This is a genomic window from Mitsuaria sp. RG, assembly GCF_028369275.1.
Taxonomy (GTDB): domain Bacteria; phylum Pseudomonadota; class Gammaproteobacteria; order Pseudomonadales; family Pseudomonadaceae; genus Aquipseudomonas; species Aquipseudomonas peradeniyensis.
The window spans coordinates 45,729-64,817 of sequence record NZ_JAQMYQ010000018.1 but is presented as its reverse complement, the minus strand read 5'-3'; the positions used below and the strand labels follow the sequence as shown (position 1 = coordinate 64,817).

Genomic DNA, 19,089 nt, shown 5'->3' with positions numbered 1-19,089 from the left:
CTCGCTTAAATTTCAGCGGCCAGTTTGTTAACCAGCTCCGCATGCGCGTTTTGATCGATTGTGGCGCCAAGGATCTTTTCAGCACCGCCAACGGCCAGGGCACCCACTTGGGCACGCAGGGCGTCTTTGACGCTGTTCAGTTCCTGTTCGATCTCGGCTTGAGCCTGAGCCTTCACACGGTCAGCTTCGACGCGAGCCTGTTCACGGGCTTCCTCGACAAGCTGAGCAGCGCGTTTCTTGCTTTGCTCAATGATTTCGGCTGCCTGTGCCTTCGCTTCACGCAGTTGCTGACCCGCTTTCTCTTGGGCCAGCTCCAGGTCGCGAGCTGCGCGGTTGGCAGCGTCCAAGCCGTCGGCGATCTTCTTCTGACGCTCTTGCAGGGCAGTGATGACCGGAGGCCACACGTACTTCATGCAGAAAGCTACGAAAATGAAGAAAGCAACGGATTGGCCAATCAGGGTTGCATTAATGTTCACGCCAACACCTCGCTCGGTCTTTGTCCATCACACCAATCAACTCGTAATGAACGAGTGATTAGCCGGCGATCTGACCAACGAAGGGGTTCGCGAAGGTGAAGAACAGAGCGATACCAACACCGATCATGGTTACGGCGTCGAGCAGACCGGCAACGATGAACATTTTGACCTGCAGCATCGGAACCATTTCTGGCTGGCGAGCAGCGCCTTCCAGGAACTTGCCGCCCAGCAGGCCGAAACCAATGGCGGTACCCAGAGCACCCAGGCCGATCAGCAGAGCAACAGCGATAGCGGTCAGACCAACTACAGTTTCCATCTTTCCTCCCGACTTTTACGTCGTATTGGTTAGGTTTTTAGTTTGAAGCGGTAAAACAAATCGTTTGGTACAGCATGCCCTTGCGGACTTTTTAAGCCCTCCCCCCAAACGGGCGGGGAAGGCTATCAGACACGCCAGGCGGTCTTAATGGTTATCTTCGTGAGCCATCGACAGGTAAACGATGGTCAGCATCATGAAGATGAAAGCTTGCAGGGTGATGATCAGGATGTGGAACACGGCCCACGCCCACTGCAGCACCACACCCAGGCCGCTGAGCCACAGCAGGCCGGAGCCGAACATCACGGCGATCAGGATGAATACCAGCTCGCCGGCGTACATATTGCCGAACAGACGCAGGGCCAGCGAGATCGGCTTGGCGATCAGGGTGACGAACTCGAGCAGGAAGTTGACCGGAATCAGCAGGATCTGCACGAAGATGTTCTTGCTGCCGAACGGGTGCAGGGTCAGCTCGCCGATGAAGCCGCCCAGGCCCTTGACCTTGATGCTGTAGAAGATGATCAGGGCGAACACGCAGAAGGCCATGGCCAGGGTCGCGTTCGGGTCGGTGGTTGGCACCGCGCGGAAGACCAGATGCGGGTCACCGGAGATCCAGGCCGCCGCTTTCGGAATCCAGTCGACCGGCACCAGGTCGATGGCGTTCATCATGAACACCCAGACGAAAATGGTCAGTGCCAGCGGGGCGATCACCGGGCTACGGCCGTGGAAGGAGTCCTTCACGCTGCCGTTGACGAAGTCGACCAGCACTTCAACGAAGTTCTGCAGACCGCCAGGTTGGCCGGAAGTCGCCTTCTTGGCCGCCATGCGGAAGATGAACAGGAAGATCAGACCCAGCGCGACGGACCAGCCCAGGGTGTCCACGTGGAACGCCCAGAAGCCCATTGCCTTGGCTTCTGCAGCCGAATGGGCGAAGCCCCAGCTGCCGTCTGGTAGTTGACCGTAGGTCAGGTTCTGCAAGTGGTGCTGGATATAACCCGAAGCGGTTTCTTCTGCCATGGTTGCCTCAAACGCCCTAAGGTCTCGAAAGTCTTTTATTCATCAGCAGGGGCGCGAACCAGCTGACCAAAAGGGTCAGCACGAAGACGCCGAATACTGCCAACGGCGCCAATGGCTTCACTCCTGCGAAGGTCAGTGCAAACAGCACTGCCGTCAAAATCATCTTGCCTGCCTCGCCCGCGTAGAACGACTTGACGATGGCCTGCGCCGCCCGGGCTCCGCTGAAGCGAAAAGCCTTCCAGGCGAAATACACATTGGGCAGCCAGGCAATCAACCCTCCGCAGAGGCCTGAATATCCACTGACCGCCCCTTTCCACTGCCACAACACCAGCGTTGCCAGCAGCAGGACGACAAATTGAGCCAGCAGTACCGGAAAAACCGCCCAGCGATGGAAAGGCAGGCGGTTTGGCGTGCGGATTTCCATCACAACTGCTCCTCTAAAGTCGACCGCCTAGTCAGCAATGACTTGGCATAATTTGTGCCGACAAAATGCGCGCAGAGTATAGGGGTGGATTAACCCCTATTCAACTCTTCGGTAGTGATTTCCGACTGCGCGCTACAACAGGAATTGTTTCAGCGGATGTGAGCAAGCACGCCCTGCAACTCGTCAAGGGAGTTATAGCGAATAACCAACTGACCTTTGCCCTTGTTGCCATGGCGAATTTGTACCGCCGAGCCCAGGCGCTCTGCCAGACGCTGTTCGAGACGGGCAATGTCCGGATCAGGTTTGCTCGCCTCGACCGGCTCAGGTTTGCCATTGAGCCACTGGCGCACCAGTGCCTCGGTCTGGCGCACGGTGAGCCCGCGTGCGACAACATGACGCGCCCCTTCTTCCTGGCGATCTTCCTCGAGGCCGAGCAAGGCGCGGGCATGGCCCATCTCCAGGTCGCCGTGGGCGAGCATGGTCTTGATCGCCTCCGGCAGCGAGATCAGGCGCAGCAGGTTGGCCACGGTTACCCGCGACTTGCCGACGGCGTCCGCCACCTGCTGCTGGGTCAGCTCGAACTCCTGCTGCAGGCGCTGCAGGGCGAGCGCCTCTTCCAGCGGGTTGAGGTCCTCGCGCTGGATGTTCTCGATCAGCGCCATGGCGATGGCGGCTTCGTCGGGCACTTCGCGCACCATCGCCGGAACGGTGTCCAGGCCGGCCTGCTGGGTGGCGCGCCAGCGCCGCTCACCGGCGATGATCTCGTAGCGGTTGTCGCCGATCGGGCGCACCACGATCGGTTGCATCACGCCATGGGTGCGGATCGAGTGCGCCAGTTCTTCCAGCGCCTCGGGATCCATGTCGCGGCGCGGCTGGTACTTGCCGCGCTGGATCAGCTCGACCGGCAGGTGTTGCAGTTCCTTCTGGTCGATCTTGACAGCCTGCGCCTCGAGCGCGCTGACGGAAGGACCACTGAGCAGTGCATCCAACCCACGTCCGAGACCGCGTTTCTTGATGGCCATGCGGATTCCTTAAGTTGTCTGTGCAATGCGTGATGGACGGCGCTGACGGCGAACCAGTTCCCCGGCCAGCGCCAGATAAGCGAGCGCGCCGCGGGATTGCTTGTCGTAGGCCAGGGCCGGCATGCCGAAGCTCGGCGCCTCGGCCAGGCGGATGTTGCGCGGGATCACCGTGTCGTACAACTGGTCGCCGAAGTGCTCCTTGAGCTGCGCCGATACATCGTTGTTCAGGCTCAGGCGCGGGTCGTACATGGTCCGCAGCAGGCCTTCGATCTTCAGCTCCGGGTTCAACCGGGCAGCGATGCGCTTGATGTTATCCACAAGGTCGCTGAGACCTTCCAGCGCGTAGTACTCGCACTGCATGGGGATGATCACGCCATCGGAGGCGACCAGGGCGTTGAGCGTCAGCATCGACAGCGACGGTGGGCAGTCGATGAGGATGTAGTCGTAGTTCTCGCGGATCGGCGCCAGCGCGTTGCGCAGGCGGCTCTCCTTCATCTGCATTTCCAGCAGGACCACCTCGGCGGCGGTCAGGTCGCGGTTGGCCGGCAACAGCTGGTAACCGCCGTGCTCGGAGTAGTGCATGGCCTGGGCCAGGTCGCATTCCCCGATCAGCAGGTCGTACACCGAGTGCTCGAGCTCGTGTTTATCCACACCGCTGCCCATGGTGGCGTTGCCCTGTGGATCGAGGTCGATCAGCAGCACGCGACGCTTGGTCGCGGCCAGCGATGCGGCGAGATTGATGCAGGTGGTGGTCTTGCCCACACCACCCTTCTGGTTCGCGATTGCGAATACCTTAGCCATTGTTGCGTGTGTTCCCAGTCATGCCTTGCGGCGCAGTATCAGCAGATGGCGCTGGCCCTGGCAACCTGGAACGGTCAGGGCCTGCTCGCTTTCCACTGTGAAGTCTGCGGGCAATGCTACCAGTTCGTCGGCAGGATGCAGCCCCTTCATTGCAAGCCATTGCGTGCGGGCGTCACCCAGGTGGCGGGTCCAGTTGGTGAAATTCTCCATGCTGCTGAACGCTCGGGAAACGATCCCGCAGAACGGCTGCTCGGGCTGGACCTCTTCCACCCGGCTGTGGATAACCGTGAGGTTGTCCAGTTTCAGTTCCATCTTCACCTGGGTGAGGAAACGGGTCTTCTTGCCGTTGCTGTCCAGCACCGTCACCTGTTTGTGCGGATGCAGGATGGCCAGCGGAATACCCGGCATGCCGCCGCCGCTGCCGACATCCAGCCAGCGCTGGGTGTCATTGTGGATAAACGGCATGACACTCAGGCTGTCGAGCAGGTGGCGCGAGACCATCTCGTCCGGGTCGCGCACCGCGGTCAGGTTGTAGGCCTTGTTCCATTTGATCAACAGGGCCAGGTAGCCCAGCAGCAACTCATGCTGCTGCGCGCTCAGCTCGACACCAAGCTGGCGCGCACCTGTGGACAACTCTTCGGCGTGTTGCGGGGTGACCGGGGAACTCAAGCGCTTTGCTCCAATTCGCGGCCTGCGCCGCGCTTTTTCAAGTGAATCAGCAACAGGGAAATCGCCGCCGGGGTGACACCCGGAATGCGCGAAGCCTGGCCCAGGGTCTCCGGGCGGGTCTGCCCGAGCTTGCCCTGGATCTCCTTGGACAGGCCGGAAATCGTGGTGTAGTCGATATCCACAGGCAGGCGCGTGTCTTCGCTGGCGCGCAGTCGGGCGATCTCGTCCTGTTGGCGGTCGATGTAGCCGGCGTACTTGGTCTTGATCTCGACCTGCTCGGCAACCTGTGGATCGATCACTTCACCGCCGGTCGCCTCGATCAAGCCAGCGTAGTCGACTTCCGGACGGGCGAGCAGGTTGAGCAGGCTGTATTCATGGGCCAGCGGCGTGCCGAACTTATCCACAACAGCTTGGCCCTGCGGCGTCCCCGGACGAACCCAGGTGCTCTTCAGGCGCTGTTCTTCACGCTCGATGCCTTCGCGCTTGGCGCAGAACGCAGCCCAGCGCTGGTCGTCGACCAGACCCAGTTCGCGGCCTTTCTCGGTCAGGCGCAGGTCGGCGTTGTCTTCGCGCAGGATCAACCGGTACTCGGCACGTGACGTGAACATGCGGTACGGCTCCTGGGTCCCCAGGGTGATCAGGTCGTCGACCAGCACGCCGATGTAGGCCTCGTCGCGGCGCGGGCACCAGCTTTCACGGCCCTGGGCACGCAGCGCGGCGTTGGTCCCGGCCAGCAGGCCCTGGGCGCCGGCCTCTTCGTAACCGGTGGTGCCGTTGATCTGGCCGGCGAAGAACAGGCCGCCGATGACCTTGGTCTCGAGGCTGTACTTCAGGTCGCGCGGGTCGAAGTAGTCGTACTCGATGGCATAGCCCGGACGGACGATGTGGGCGTTTTCCATGCCGCGGATCGAGCGGACGATCTCCAGCTGCACGTCGAACGGCAGCGAAGTGGAAATACCGTTGGGGTACAGCTCGTGGGTGGTCAGGCCTTCCGGCTCGATGAACACCTGGTGGCTTTCCTTGTCGGCGAAGCGATGGATCTTGTCCTCGATCGACGGGCAGTAGCGCGGGCCGATGCCTTCGATCACGCCGGAGTACATCGGCGAACGGTCGAGGTTCGAGGCGATGATCTCGTGGGTGCGGGCGTTGGTGTGGGTAATCCAGCAGCTCACCTGGCGCGGATGCATTTCGGCATTGCCCATGAACGACATCACCGGGATCGGCGTGTCGCCCGGTTGTTCTGTCATCACCGAAAAGTCCACGGAACGGCCATCGATGCGCGGCGGCGTGCCGGTCTTCAGCCGGCCGACGCGCAGCGGCAGTTCACGCATGCGCTGGGCCAGGGCGTTGGCGGGTGGATCGCCGGCGCGACCACCGGAGTAGTTCTGCAGACCAATGTGGATAAGTCCGCCGAGGAAGGTGCCGCTGGTCAGGACCACAGAGTCGGCGAAGAAGCGCAGGCCCATTTGCGTGACCACGCCCTTGACCTGGTCCTGCTCGACGATCAGGTCATCGCAGGACTGCTGGAATATCCACAGGTTCGGCTGGTTTTCCAGGATTTCGCGCACCACCGCCTTGTAGATGGCGCGGTCGGCCTGCGCACGGGTGGCGCGTACGGCCGGGCCCTTGCGGTTGTTCAGGATGCGGAACTGGATGCCGCTCTTGTCGGTGGCCAGCGCCATGGCGCCGCCGAGCGCATCGATTTCCTTGACCAGGTGGCTCTTGCCGATGCCGCCGATGGCCGGGTTGCAACTCATGTGACCGAGGGTTTCCACGTTGTGGGTCAGCAGCAGGGTTTTCACACCCATGCGTGCGGACGCAAGCGCAGCCTCGGTACCGGCATGGCCGCCGCCGATGACGATCACTTCAAAACGGGAAGGGAAATCCACCACGCACCTCGTGCCTGTTTTTGCGAATAGAGAAGGTAAGCGGACAAGTATAGGGACTTACCGCCCTTCAAAGAAACCTTCTGAGCAAAAAATGAGCAGGCTGTGGATGAGTGGCAGGCAAAAGAAAACAAAGAGGAAAAATTTAAAAAAGCTTTGTTTTTATGTTTATGTTTAGGGCCCATCCTGTCTGTGCATAAGTCTTCCAAGGCCACAGAATACGGCATGTACAGAGAATCAAAACCCTGTGTCGAAACAGGCCTGTGGGCTCTGGATAGCGCTGTTTAACCTGTGGATGAATGTGCCTGTTACCCACAGGGCGGTTTGTCCTCAGAAAAAAAGCCCGGTTATCAACGGAGCTGAGGCCGAGTTTTCCACAGAGCTCCCGAGTCAGGACTTTAATCTGTGGATGACGTCGTGGGAGCGAGCTTGCCTCGCGAAGCAGGCTTACAGATTTGGCAACGGCTGCACCGGTGTTCGTGGGTCAGGCCCGCTCCCACAAACCTGAATCACAGGCAAAAAAAAGCCGCTCCAGACAGGAGCGGCCTTGTTATCGAAGGGCTGTGGACTATTTGCCGATGCAGAAGCTCGAGAAAATCCTGCCAAGCAGGTCGTCCGAACTGAACGCCCCGGTGATTTCACCCAGCGCCTGCTGTGCCTGGCGCAGATCCTCCGCCAACAGCTCTCCGGCGCCAGCCAGGGTCAGCTGCGCACGACCATGCTCCAGGTGCTCACTGGCCTGGCGCAGCGCTTCCAGGTGCCGGCGACGGGCGCTGAAGCTGCTCTCCGCGGTCTGTTCATACCCCATGCAGGCCTTGAGGTGGTCACGTAGCAGGTCCAGCCCCATGTCGTCTTCGCGGGCACTCAGGGTAATGGTTACATGCCCATCGTCACTCTGCTCCATGCCGACACGTTCACCACTCAAGTCGGCCTTGTTACGGATGAGCGTGACCTTTGCCACATCTGGTCGTTGATCCAGGAATTCCGGCCACAGCGCAAAGGGATCACTGGCTTCCGGTGCGGTCGAGTCGACGACCAGCAGCACCCGATCAGCCTCGCCGATGGCCTTGAGCGCCCTTTCCACCCCGATCTTTTCCACATGGTCATCGGTATCGCGCAGACCGGCGGTGTCGACCACATGCAACGGCATGCCATCGATGTGGATATGTTCGCGCAGGATGTCCCGGGTGGTGCCGGCGATATCGGTGACGATCGCCGCCTCGCGTCCGGCGAGCTGGTTGAGCAGGCTCGATTTGCCGGCGTTCGGCCGACCGGCGATGACCACCGTCATGCCGTCACGCAACAGGGCACCCTGCCCGGCCTCACGCTGCACTGTGGACAACTCGCTGCGCACGTCATCGAGCATGCGCAACACATGGCCGTCAGCGAGGAAGTCGATTTCTTCCTCAGGGAAGTCAATTGCGGCCTCGACGTAGATGCGCAAGGCAATCAGCGCTTCGGTCAGCCCATGCACGCGCTTGGAGAACGCTCCTTGCAACGAACGCAGGGCATTACGGGCAGCTTGCGTGGAGCTGGCTTCGATCAGGTCAGCGATGGCTTCGGCCTGGGCCAGGTCGAGCTTGTCGTTGAGGAACGCACGCTCGCTGAACTCGCCCGGGCGTGCCAACCGGCAGCCCAGTTGCAGGCAACGCTGCAGCAGCATGTCCATGACCACCGGCCCCCCGTGGCCCTGCAGCTCCAGCACGTCTTCGCCAGTGAACGAGTTCGGCCCGGGGAAGAACAGCGCGATGCCTTCGTCCAGGACCAGGCCATCGGCATCGCGGAACGGGCCGTAGTGGGCATGGCGCGGGGTCAGCGCGCGGCCGGTGACGGCCTGCCCGGCCTGGCTGGCCAGCGGCCCGGACAAGCGGACGATGCCGACCCCACCGCGGCCCTGGGCGGTAGCGATGGCGGCAATGGTTTCACGCACAGTGTTCATGCTCGAAAGCCTCTACAACGAATTCGTCAGATAGCAAAAACGCCCCACTAGGGGGCGTTTTTATTCACAGGCAAACAGGCTTGCCCGTCAAGCGGCAGCTTTCTTGGTCGCTGCCTCGATGCTGCGGGTGATGTACCACTGCTGTGCGATCGACAGGCAGTTGTTCACAACCCAGTACAGCACCAGACCGGCCGGGAACCACAGGAAGAAGAAGGTGAAGATGATCGGCATCATTTTCATCACCTTGGCCTGCATCGGATCCGGCGGGGTCGGGTTCAGACGCTGCTGGATGAACATGGTGGCGCCCATGATGATCGGCAGGATGAAGAACGGATCCTTGATCGACAGGTCGGTGATCCACAGCATCCACGGTGCCTGGCGCATCTCTACGCTTTCCAGCAGTACCCAGTACAGGGCCAGGAACACCGGCATCTGTACCAGGATCGGCAGGCAGCCGCCCAGCGGGTTGATCTTCTCTTTCTTGTACAGCTCCATCATCGCCTGGGACATCTTCTGGCGATCGTCACCGAAGCGTTCCTTGAGCTGGGCCAGTTTCGGCGCCACGGCACGCATGCGCGCCATCGAGCGGTAGCTGGCGGCCGACAGCGGGAAGAACAGGCCTTTGATCAGCATGGTCAGGACAATGATCGACCAGCCCCAGTTGCCGAGCAGGCTGTGGATATGTTGCAGCAGCCAGAAGATCGGCTGGGCGATGAACCACAGGAAGCCGTAGTCGACGGTCAGTTCCAGGCCTGGGGACAGTTCCTTGAGCTTGGACTGGATCTTGGGACCGGCATACAGCATCGCGCTGGTTTCGACCTTGCCGCCGGCAGGGACGTCAAGCGCAGGGCCGGTGAAGCCGATGATGTAGTTGCCCTGGCTGTCCTTGCGGGTCTGGACGGCGTTGTTGTCCGACTTGCTCGGGATCCAGGCGGTCACGAAGTAGTGCTGCAGCCAGGCGACCCAGCCGCCGGTCACATTTTCTTTCAAATTGCCCTTGTCGATGTCTTTCATCGACACTTTCTTGTACGGCTCGGAAGCTGTCCACAGGGCGGCGCCCAGGTAGGTGGCCGTACCGGTGGCAGTGCTCGACGACGGATCGGAGCTGGCGTCGCGCTTGAGCTGGGCAAACATGTTGCCGCTCCAGGCCTGGCCGCTCTGGTTGTCGATCAGGTAGCTGACGGTCAGGTCGTACTCACCGCGCTTGAAGCTGAAGCGCTTGATGTAGTTGACGCCGTTCTCGCTGAACTTCAGGTCGACGGACAGTTGGTCCTGACCGTCGGCAAGCTGGAAGCTCTTCTGTTCGGCGGCGTACAGCGGGCGACCCGTGGAGCGGGCGTCCGGGCCGTTGGTGCCGGTCAGGCCGCTCTGGGCCAGGTACACGCGCTCGCTGCCGTTGTCGAACAGCTGGAACGGAATGTCCGGATGGTCCTGGCGACGTGGGTACTTCGGCAGGTTCAGCTGGACGATGTCACCACCGACCGGGTCGATAGCCAGGTCCAGGACATCGGTCTTGATCCGGATCAGGTCCTTGCTGACCGCGACCGGCGCCAGTTCAGCAGGGCTGGATTCAGCATTGGCGCTCGGCACATCGGCGCTTGCACCGGAGTTGCCGGCCGGCACGGTGTCCGGCAGGGCCGGGGCAGCATTGCTGGCAGCAGCATTCTGAGTCGGCAGGGCAGCCTGGCCATAGTCCTGGTTCCACTTGAGGACCATGACATAGGACACGATTGCCAGGGCGACGATCAGGATCGTGCGTTTAATATCCATGATTACTCGGCTATCGAAGAAGTTCGGGAGGAAGGAGCAGGTGGAACGGGATCGAAACCGCCGTCGTTCCACGGATGACAACGCCCCAGGCGACGAACGGCCAGCCACCCACCACGCAAGAGGCCATGGTTTTCGATGGCTTCATAGGCGTAACAGGAACAGCTGGGATAGAAACGACAGTGACTGGCCATCAGTGGACTGATGGCATAACGGTAGAACTGGATCGGAACGAGGGCCAGTTTACGCATCGTGACTGTCTACCCCTGCGGAATCGGCGACCGCTGGAGAGGGCCGACTGCGGACCAGTCGCTTCCAGAGCTTGCCAAAGTGTTGGTGCAATTCTGGGTTTTCCACTTCGCCCAACCCCTTGCGTGCAACGATCACGATATCCAGCCCTGCCAGCATTTGCTGGTTCAGGCGGAACGAATCGCGCATCAGGCGTTTCAGGCGATTGCGTTGAACGGCGAGCTTGACGCTCTTCTTGCCGATTACCAGGCCGAGGCGTGGATGATCGAGGCCGTTCTCGCGGGCAAGGATAAGCAGGTTTTTCCCTGGAACCTTGCCGGTTGGGGAGTCGAAGACCGCTTTGAAGTGCCGGGGTGTAAGCAGTCGCTTGTCCCGACTGAAGTCCTGACTCACCACCTGTACCGAAAAATCAAATGGCCAGACGCTTACGGCCTTTGGCACGGCGACGCGACAGAACGGCACGGCCGTTCTTGGTAGCCATACGGGCACGGAAACCGTGGGTGCGGGCGCGCTTGATGGTGCTTGGTTGGAAAGTACGTTTCATGGCGTGTTACCTGGGTTGGTCGACAACGGGCCGGAAGGGCCCCCTTTTTAAGAGATCGGCGATTCTAGAGAAAGCAAGGCGATAGGTCAATTTCCAACCAGCCTTTCCTTATGGAAGGTCGAGGCAGGTCGATGGGTGCTACCTCGACCTGGCTGACCTGAAAGCGGGCAAATCAAAAAAACAGAAGAGGCATATAAAAAGCTTTTCTGAAGAACTTATAGATCTTAGGTGGATAACCTTCTGTGGATAACCTATTTGAGCCCTTTAACTGCGGGCTGTACAGAAAACCATAACCTTGTCGGTAAGGGGTGTTCTGTCTGTGCCTGGGGTGAGGAAAACCTGTGGGGGAAAAGGGTGTTTATCCACAGCCGATTTATCCACAGATCAGAACCCAGGGTTGTGCATAGCCCCCAGGCGCTGTTATCCACAGGGCTTATCAACAGTGCATGAGTGGTGTTCGAGTCGTTTTTTGGCGGATTTACCCTGATAGTGGGTGGCGTCACGTGTGGATAACTGACCGCCCGCCCGGTACAATGGCGGTTTGTTTTTGCCTCATCCGGCTTTCAACTCAGGGGATATCCGTGTCAGTGGAACTTTGGCAGCAGTGCGTGGAGCTTCTGCGCGATGAGCTGCCTGCCCAGCAATTCAACACCTGGATCCGCCCGCTACAGGTCGAAGCCGAAGGCGACGAGTTGCGCGTCTATGCGCCCAACCGCTTCGTGCTCGACTGGGTCAATGAAAAGTACCTAGGCCGCCTGCTCGAACTGCTGGGTGAACAGGGCAGCGGTATCGCTCCCGCCCTTTCCTTATTAATAGGCAGCCGTCGCAGCTCCGCAGCCCGTGCCGCTCCCAACGCCCCTGTCAGTGCCGCCGTCGCGGCAACCCTTGCGCAACAGGCGCAGGTGCAGCAGGCAGCGCCGGTGCTCGAGCCTGTCAGTGCACCTGTGGTGGAGCCGACGCAGGTTGCCGAAGTCGAAGAACCTTCTTCGCGCGACAGCTTCGACAGCATGGCCGAGATCGCGACCGCTCCGGTTACCAGTGGGCGTACCGAGCAGCGTACGGTGCAGGTCGAGGGTGCCCTGAAGCACACCAGCTACCTGAACCGCACGTTCACTTTCGAAACCTTCGTCGAAGGCAAGTCGAACCAGCTGGCCCGGGCCGCAGCCTGGCAGGTTGCCGACAACCCCAAGCACGGCTACAACCCACTGTTCCTTTATGGTGGCGTCGGCCTGGGTAAGACGCACTTGATGCACGCTGTGGGTAACCACCTGCTGAAGAAGAACCCGAACGCCAAGGTGGTCTACCTGCATTCGGAGCGTTTCGTCGCCGACATGGTCAAGGCGCTGCAGCTGAACGCGATCAACGAATTCAAACGCTTCTACCGTTCGGTCGATGCGTTGCTCATCGATGACATCCAGTTCTTCGCCCGCAAGGAGCGTTCCCAGGAAGAGTTTTTCCACACCTTCAACGCCCTGCTCGAGGGCGGCCAGCAGGTGATCCTCACCAGCGACCGCTACCCGAAGGAGATCGAAGGCCTGGAAGAGCGCCTGAAGTCCCGCTTCGGCTGGGGCCTGACGGTGGCCGTCGAGCCGCCGGAGCTGGAAACCCGCGTGGCGATCCTGATGAAGAAGGCCGACCAGGCCAAGGTCGAGCTGCCGCACGATGCCGCGTTCTTTATCGCCCAGCGTATCCGCTCCAACGTGCGTGAGCTCGAAGGCGCCCTGAAGCGGGTGATTGCCCATTCGCACTTCATGGGCCGCGACATCACCATCGAGCTGATCCGTGAATCGCTCAAGGATCTTTTGGCGCTGCAGGACAAGCTGGTCAGTGTGGATAACATCCAGCGCACCGTGGCCGAGTACTACAAGATCAAGATCTCCGATCTGCTGTCCAAGCGGCGGTCGCGCTCTGTTGCGCGACCACGTCAGGTGGCCATGGCGTTGTCGAAAGAGCTGACCAACCACAGTCTGCCGGAGATCGGTGACATGTTCGGCGGCCGCGACCACACCACCGTTCTGCACGCCTGCCGCAAGATCAACGAATTGAAGGAATCCGACGCGGACATCCGCGAGGACTACAAGAACCTGCTGCGCACGCTGACGACCTGATGGCCGTCTGCGCAGCTAATTGAAGGCAAGGGACTAGACCATGCATTTCACCATTCAACGCGAAGCCCTGTTGAAACCCCTGCAACTGGTCGCAGGTGTCGTCGAGCGCCGCCAGACCTTGCCGGTCCTGTCCAACGTCCTGCTGGTCGTGCAAGGCCAGCAGCTGTCGTTGACCGGTACCGACCTGGAAGTCGAACTGGTTGGCCGCGTCCAGCTGGAAGAGCCTGCGGAGCCGGGCGAGATCACTGTTCCGGCGCGCAAGCTGATGGACATCTGCAAGAGCCTGCCCAGCGATGTGCTGATCGACATCAAGGTCGACGAGCAGAAGCTGCTGGTCAAGGCTGGCCGCAGCCGTTTCACCCTGTCCACCCTGCCGGCCAATGACTTCCCGACCGTGGAGGAAGGCCCAGGCTCGCTGACCTGCAACCTGGAACAGAGCAAGCTGCGCCGCCTGATCGAGCGCACCAGCTTCGCCATGGCCCAGCAGGATGTACGCTATTACCTCAACGGCATGTTGCTGGAAGTGTCCACCGATACCCTGCGCGCCGTCGCCACCGATGGCCACCGTCTGGCGCTGTGCGCCATGCAGGCGGCGATCGGCCAGGCTGAACGCCATCAGGTCATCGTGCCACGCAAGGGTATCCTCGAGCTGGCGCGCCTGCTCACCGATCCGGAAGGCATGGTCAGCATCGTCCTGGGCCAGCATCACATCCGTGCCACCACTGGTGAGTTCACCTTCACCTCCAAGTTGGTTGACGGCAAGTTCCCGGACTATGAGCGCGTCCTGCCCAAGGGCGGCGACAAGCTGGTGATCGGTGACCGCCAGGCGCTGCGCGAGGCGTTCAGCCGTACCGCGATCCTGTCCAACGAGAAGTACCGCGGCATCCGTCTGCAACTGGCCGCCGGCCAGCTGAAGATCCAGGCCAACAACCCGGAGCAGGAAGAAGCGGAAGAAGAGATCAGCGTCGACTATAACGGCAGCTCGTTGGAGATCGGTTTCAACGTCAGCTACCTGCTGGACGTGCTGGGTGTCATGACCACTGAACAGGTTCGCCTGATTCTGTCCGACTCCAACAGCAGCGCCTTGCTGCAGGAAGCCGGCAATGACGACTCGTCCTACGTTGTCATGCCGATGCGTCTGTAAGCCATAGCAGGCGACATGTCCCTTCGACGTCTCTCGGTCACCGCGGTGCGCAACCTGCACCCGGTGACCCTCTCACCCTCCCCCCGCATCAACATCCTTTACGGCGCCAACGGCAGTGGCAAGACCAGCGTGCTCGAAGCCGTGCACCTGCTGGGGCTCGCCCGCTCGTTCCGCAGCACCCGGTTGAACCCGGTGATTCAGTACGAGCAGCCGACCTGTACCGTATTCGGTCAGGTCGAACTGGCCGAAGGTGGTACCAGCAACCTGGGTGTTTCACGGGAGCGGCAGGGTGATTTCACCATCCGTATCGACGGCCAGAATGCGCGCAGTGCCGCGCAACTGGCCGAGATGTTGCCCCTGCAACTGATCAACCCGGACAGTTTCCGCCTGCTTGAAGGTGCGCCCAAGGTGCGCCGGCAGTTTCTCGACTGGGGCGTGTTCCACGTGGAACCTCGCTTCATGGCGACCTGGCAGCGCCTGCAGAAGGCCTTGCGGCAGCGGAACTCATGGCTGCGGCATGGTACACTTGATGCCGTTTCGCAAGCCGCCTGGGATCGGGAGTTATGTCTCGCCAGTGCGGAAATAGATGAATACCGTCGCAACTACATCAAGGCCTTGAAGCCTGTCTTCGAGCGTACCCTGAGCGAGCTGGTCGAACTGGACGGGCTGACCCTGAGCTACTACCGAGGCTGGGACAAGGACCGGGAACTCAACGAAGTCCTCGCAACCTCTCTCCTTCGCGATCAGCAGATGGGCCATACCCAGGCCGGGCCACAGCGTGCTGATCTGCGCCTGCGATTGGGCGCGAACAACGCGGCCGACATCCTCTCGCGCGGGCAGCAGAAGCTGGTGGTCTGTGCCCTGCGCATTGCCCAGGGACATCTGGTCAGCCAGGTTCGTCGCGGTCAGTGTATTTATCTGGTGGATGACCTGCCGTCCGAGTTGGACGAGCAGCACCGCCGCGCCCTGTGCCGCTTGCTTGAAGAATTGAACTGCCAGGTGTTCATCACCTGTGTAGACCACGAATTTCTGAGGGAAGGCTGGCAGACGGAAACGCCAGTCGCCTTGTTCCACGTGGAACAAGGCCGTATCACCCAGACCCACGACCATCGGGAGTGAAGGCATGAGCGAAAATCAAACGTACGACTCCTCCAGCATCAAGGTGCTGAAAGGGCTGGATGCCGTACGCAAGCGTCCCGGCATGTACATTGGCGACACCGATGACGGCAGCGGCCTGCACCACATGGTGTTCGAGGTGGTCGACAACTCGATCGACGAAGCCCTGGCCGGTCACTGCGATGACATCACCGTCATCATTCACCCGGACGAATCCATCAGCGTCCGTGACAACGGCCGTGGCATTCCAGTCGACGTGCATAAAGAAGAAGGCGTTTCCGCAGCCGAGGTCATCATGACCGTCCTGCACGCCGGCGGTAAGTTCGACGACAACTCCTACAAGGTATCCGGCGGTCTGCACGGCGTAGGTGTTTCGGTGGTGAACGCCCTGTCCGAGCAACTGGTGCTCACCGTTCGTCGTAGCGGCAAGATCTGGGAACAGACCTACGTCCATGGTGTGCCACAGGCACCCATGGCGGTCGTCGGTGAAAGCGAAACCACCGGTACCCACATCCACTTCAAGCCCTCGGCTGAAACCTTCAAGAACATCCACTTCAGCTGGGACATTCTCGCCAAGCGTATCCGCGAGCTGTCGTTCCTGAACTCGGGTGTTGGCATCCTGCTGAAGGACGAGCGCAGCGGCAAGGAAGAGTTCTTCAAGTACGAAGGCGGCCTGCGCGCATTCGTTGAATACCTGAACACCAACAAGACCCCGGTCAATTCCCAGGTCTTCCACTTCAACGTCCAGCGTGACGATGGCGTGGGTGTCGAAGTCGCCCTGCAGTGGAACGACAGCTTCAACGAAAACCTGCTGTGCTTCACCAACAACATTCCCCAGCGCGATGGTGGTACCCACCTGGTCGGTTTCCGTTCCTCGCTGACCCGTAGCCTGAACAGCTACATCGAGCAGGAAGGTCTGGCGAAGAAGAACAAGGTCGCCACCACCGGTGACGACGCCCGTGAAGGTCTGACCGCGATCATCTCGGTCAAGGTGCCGGATCCGAAGTTCAGCTCGCAGACCAAGGACAAGCTGGTTTCCTCGGAGGTGAAGACCGCCGTGGAACAGGAGATGAACAAGTACTTCGCCGACTTCCTGTTGGAGAACCCCAACGAAGCCAAGGCGGTGGTCGGCAAGATGATCGACGCTGCCCGTGCCCGTGAAGCGGCGCGTAAGGCCCGTGAGATGACTCGCCGCAAAGGCGCGCTGGACATCGCTGGCCTGCCGGGCAAACTGGCCGACTGCCAGGAGAAGGACCCTGCCCTTTCCGAACTGTACCTGGTGGAGGGTGACTCCGCAGGTGGTTCGGCCAAGCAAGGCCGTAACCGTCGCACCCAGGCGATCCTGCCGCTCAAGGGCAAGATCCTCAACGTCGAGAAAGCGCGCTTCGACAAGATGATCTCTTCCCAGGAGGTCGGCACGCTGATCACCGCACTGGGTTGTGGCATCGGCCGCGAAGAGTACAACATCGACAAGCTGCGTTATCACAACATCATCATCATGACCGATGCTGACGTCGACGGTTCGCACATCCGTACCCTGCTGCTGACCTTCTTCTTCCGTCAATTGCCGGAGCTGGTCGAGCGTGGCTACATCTATATCGCCCAGCCACCGCTGTACAAGGTGAAGAAAGGCAAGCAGGAGCAGTACATCAAGGACGACGAGGCCATGGAAGAATACATGACCCAGTCGGCCCTTGAGGATGCCAGCCTGCACCTGGACGAAGCTGCGCCAGCCGTCTCCGGTGTTCAGCTGCAAGCCCTGGTAAATGAATTCCGCGGTGTGATGAAGACGTTGAAGCGTCTGTCGCGTCTGTACCCGGAAGAGCTGACCGAGCACTTCATCTACCTGAATAAGGTTTCTCTCGAGCAACTGGCCAACAAGGCGCAGATGGACGATTGGCTGAAGGCGTTCCAGCAGCGCCTGGATAACAGCCAGCGCTCCGGTCTGGTTTATAAAGCCGACTTGCATGAGGACAAGGAGCGCAACCTCTGGCTGCCTGTCGTTGAAACGACATCCCATGGTTTGGCCAGCTATGTCACCTTCAACCGTGACTTCTTCGGCAGCAATGACTACAAGACTGTCGTTGCCCTGGGTGAAAAGCTGGGTACCTTGCTGGGCGACGGCGCCTATGTTCAGCGTGGCGAACGTCGCAAGGCAGTTACCGAGTTCAAGGAAGCCCTCGACTGGCTGATGAACGAAAGCACCAAGCGCCATACCATCCAGCGATACAAAGGGCTGGGTGAGATGAACCCGGACCAGCTGTGGGAAACCACCATGGATCCGACCGTGCGCCGCATGCTCAAGGTGACCATCGAGGACGCCATCGCCGCCGATCAGCTGTTCAACACCCTGATGGGTGATGCGGTCGAACCGCGTCGCGACTTCATTGAAAGCAACGCGCTGTCGGTGTCCAACCTGGACTTCTGATCTTTCGGTCGGACACGCAAAAGAAAAAAGCCAATACGCGAGTATTGGCTTTTTTTTGAATCAGCAGGTATGACTGATATTCAGGCAACTTTCGCCTGAACGGTGAACAGGCTCGCTCCCAGCGCCACGAACGAGGCGCCGAACAGCCGGTTCATCAACCTCGCACGGTTCGGCGAGGCGAGCTTGCGACGCAGCACCTGGGCCAGGGTCACATAGAAGGCGTGGGAGACGATCGAGCAGGCCGCGAAGGTCAGTACGAGAATGCCCAGCTGCACGGTCGAATCACTGCCCGGACGGATGAACTGCGGCAGGAACGCTGCGAAGAACAGGATCGCCTTGGGGTTGGTCAGCGCCACCGTCACGCCGTTGAGCATCAGCCTGTTATTGGTGGAGGCGCGCCCGGCCGGCTGGTCGAGTTTGTCGAAGGCGCTGGTGCGGCTCCTCCACTGCTTGATGCCCAGGTAGATCAGGTAGCTCGCGCCGAGCACCTTGAGTAGCAGGAAGGCCGTGGCGGACGCCTGTAGCACCACCCCCAACCCGGCACTGGTGGCGGCCGAGATTGCCAGCAAGCCGAAGGCGTTGCCGACTGAGCCGAGCATCGCCCGTCGCGGTCCGTAGGCCACCGAGTTGGACAACGCCATGATGACTCCGGGACCTGGGGTCAGGGTAACCAGCATGGCGACGACGACAAAACCGAACCATTCGTGAAGCGACATCCTTGTACATCTCCTGTGAAACACCACATAGATTCGACGGACTGTAACAGATAGTTGCCCTGCTCATGAATGGCCGGCACCGCTTGCGATTACCGGCGGTCTTTACAGGTCCAGCACCAGGCGAGGCGACTTGCAACCCGACACGCAGATCATCATCGTCTTCCCCGCCTCCCGCTCGGCGGGGCTGAGCACGAAATCGCGGTGGTCGGGCGTGCCTTCCAGCACAGTGGTTTCGCAGGAGCCGCACACCCCTTCCCGGCAGCTGAACGAGACCAGATGACCTGCGTCGAGCAGCGTGTCGATCAGGCTGCCGCGCCCGGGTCGAAACTCGCCAGCGCGCTGGGCCGCGGCAACCTCAATTTCCCGGCATTGGTCGACGCGATCCAGTACACCGGTTGGAAAGGGATGGTCGGTTTTGAAACCCGGGGCGGCACCCTGATGGGCGGTGTCAGTCATCTCAACCAGTTAGT

At 60.5% G+C, this 19,089-nt stretch carries 18 protein-coding genes and 1 pseudogene; 4 read left to right on the top strand and 15 right to left on the bottom strand.

The window, feature by feature from the left end; genetic code table 11:
• Nucleotides 1-5: 5 nt before the first annotated feature.
• From POF53_RS12405 to rpmH, 13 genes are all read right to left on the bottom strand, one after another.
• Nucleotides 6-476, bottom strand: a complete 471-nt coding sequence (locus tag POF53_RS12405; RefSeq protein ID WP_475860162.1) for a F0F1 ATP synthase subunit B — start codon at nucleotides 474-476, stop codon at nucleotides 6-8.
• Between the two features lie 58 nt (nucleotides 477-534).
• Nucleotides 535-792 carry a F0F1 ATP synthase subunit C gene (atpE, locus tag POF53_RS12400; RefSeq protein WP_003097235.1) on the bottom strand — a complete coding sequence of 86 codons (258 nt, stop codon included), beginning with the start codon at nucleotides 790-792 and terminating at the stop codon, nucleotides 535-537.
• A 144-nt stretch (nucleotides 793-936) separates the two neighbouring features.
• Nucleotides 937-1,806 (bottom strand): F0F1 ATP synthase subunit A, encoded by an 870-nt coding sequence (gene atpB / locus POF53_RS12395; RefSeq protein WP_046857652.1) that lies wholly within the window; start codon nucleotides 1,804-1,806, stop codon nucleotides 937-939.
• 16 nt (nucleotides 1,807-1,822) lie between these two features.
• Nucleotides 1,823-2,230, bottom strand: a complete 408-nt coding sequence (locus tag POF53_RS12390) for a F0F1 ATP synthase subunit I (protein WP_008092225.1) — start codon at nucleotides 2,228-2,230, stop codon at nucleotides 1,823-1,825.
• A 149-nt stretch (nucleotides 2,231-2,379) separates the two neighbouring features.
• Nucleotides 2,380-3,258 (bottom strand): ParB/RepB/Spo0J family partition protein, encoded by an 879-nt coding sequence (locus POF53_RS12385; protein WP_498967939.1) that lies wholly within the window; start codon nucleotides 3,256-3,258, stop codon nucleotides 2,380-2,382.
• Nucleotides 3,259-3,261: 3 nt separating this feature from the next.
• Nucleotides 3,262-4,053: a ParA family protein gene (locus POF53_RS12380; RefSeq protein WP_011536509.1), complete on the bottom strand. Its 792-nt coding sequence runs from the start codon at nucleotides 4,051-4,053 to the stop codon at nucleotides 3,262-3,264.
• Between the two features lie 18 nt (nucleotides 4,054-4,071).
• Entirely contained in the window at nucleotides 4,072-4,722 is a 651-nt protein-coding gene (gene rsmG / locus POF53_RS12375) for a 16S rRNA (guanine(527)-N(7))-methyltransferase RsmG (protein ID WP_203649276.1), read from the bottom strand.
• Nucleotides 4,719-6,611, bottom strand: a complete 1,893-nt coding sequence (mnmG, locus tag POF53_RS12370; protein ID WP_232855430.1) for a tRNA uridine-5-carboxymethylaminomethyl(34) synthesis enzyme MnmG — start codon at nucleotides 6,609-6,611, stop codon at nucleotides 4,719-4,721. The genes rsmG and mnmG overlap by 4 nt, the downstream gene beginning before the upstream one ends.
• Before the next feature lie 565 nt (nucleotides 6,612-7,176).
• Nucleotides 7,177-8,547 (bottom strand): tRNA uridine-5-carboxymethylaminomethyl(34) synthesis GTPase MnmE, encoded by a 1,371-nt coding sequence (mnmE, locus tag POF53_RS12365; RefSeq protein WP_234560798.1) that lies wholly within the window; start codon nucleotides 8,545-8,547, stop codon nucleotides 7,177-7,179.
• A gap of 87 nt (nucleotides 8,548-8,634) precedes the next feature.
• A complete protein-coding gene (gene yidC / locus POF53_RS12360) occupies nucleotides 8,635-10,317 on the bottom strand; it encodes a membrane protein insertase YidC (protein WP_050707603.1) in 1,683 nt (560 codons plus the stop codon).
• A 2-nt stretch (nucleotides 10,318-10,319) separates the two neighbouring features.
• Entirely contained in the window at nucleotides 10,320-10,508 is a 189-nt protein-coding gene (yidD, locus tag POF53_RS12355) for a membrane protein insertion efficiency factor YidD (protein WP_498967937.1), read from the bottom strand.
• 49 nt (nucleotides 10,509-10,557) lie between these two features.
• Nucleotides 10,558-10,956, bottom strand: coding sequence for a ribonuclease P protein component (rnpA, locus tag POF53_RS12350; protein ID WP_498967906.1), 399 nt, complete (start codon nucleotides 10,954-10,956; stop codon nucleotides 10,558-10,560).
• A gap of 16 nt (nucleotides 10,957-10,972) precedes the next feature.
• Entirely contained in the window at nucleotides 10,973-11,107 is a 135-nt protein-coding gene (gene rpmH / locus POF53_RS12345) for a 50S ribosomal protein L34 (RefSeq protein WP_003253163.1), read from the bottom strand.
• Between the two features lie 581 nt (nucleotides 11,108-11,688).
• Between rpmH and dnaA the strand changes: the two genes are divergently transcribed.
• Genes dnaA through gyrB form a run of 4 tightly spaced genes read left to right on the top strand, consistent with a single transcriptional unit; the run spans nucleotide 11,689 to nucleotide 17,903 of the window.
• Nucleotides 11,689-13,215 carry a chromosomal replication initiator protein DnaA gene (gene dnaA, locus POF53_RS12340; RefSeq protein WP_498967903.1) on the top strand — a complete coding sequence of 509 codons (1,527 nt, stop codon included), beginning with the start codon at nucleotides 11,689-11,691 and terminating at the stop codon, nucleotides 13,213-13,215.
• 40 nt (nucleotides 13,216-13,255) lie between these two features.
• On the top strand, nucleotides 13,256-14,359 hold the full coding sequence (gene dnaN / locus POF53_RS12335; protein WP_234560797.1) for a DNA polymerase III subunit beta: 1,104 nt from the start codon (nucleotides 13,256-13,258) through the stop codon (nucleotides 14,357-14,359).
• Nucleotides 14,360-14,374: 15 nt separating this feature from the next.
• On the top strand, nucleotides 14,375-15,478 hold the full coding sequence (recF, locus tag POF53_RS12330) for a DNA replication/repair protein RecF (protein ID WP_028690032.1): 1,104 nt from the start codon (nucleotides 14,375-14,377) through the stop codon (nucleotides 15,476-15,478).
• A 4-nt stretch (nucleotides 15,479-15,482) separates the two neighbouring features.
• Nucleotides 15,483-17,903, top strand: a complete 2,421-nt coding sequence (gene gyrB / locus POF53_RS12325; protein WP_232855434.1) for a DNA topoisomerase (ATP-hydrolyzing) subunit B — start codon at nucleotides 15,483-15,485, stop codon at nucleotides 17,901-17,903.
• Between the two features lie 80 nt (nucleotides 17,904-17,983).
• Here gyrB and POF53_RS12320 read toward each other — a convergent pair whose 3' ends face one another.
• Both POF53_RS12320 and POF53_RS12315 read right to left on the bottom strand, forming a co-directional pair.
• Complete coding sequence (locus POF53_RS12320; RefSeq protein WP_498967900.1) at nucleotides 17,984-18,619, bottom strand: LysE family translocator; 636 nt, start codon at nucleotides 18,617-18,619, stop codon at nucleotides 17,984-17,986.
• Nucleotides 18,620-18,721: 102 nt separating this feature from the next.
• Nucleotides 18,722-18,934 (bottom strand): annotated as a pseudogene (locus POF53_RS12315) (2Fe-2S iron-sulfur cluster-binding protein); the annotation flags it as partial.
• Nucleotides 18,935-19,089 lie beyond the last annotated feature (155 nt).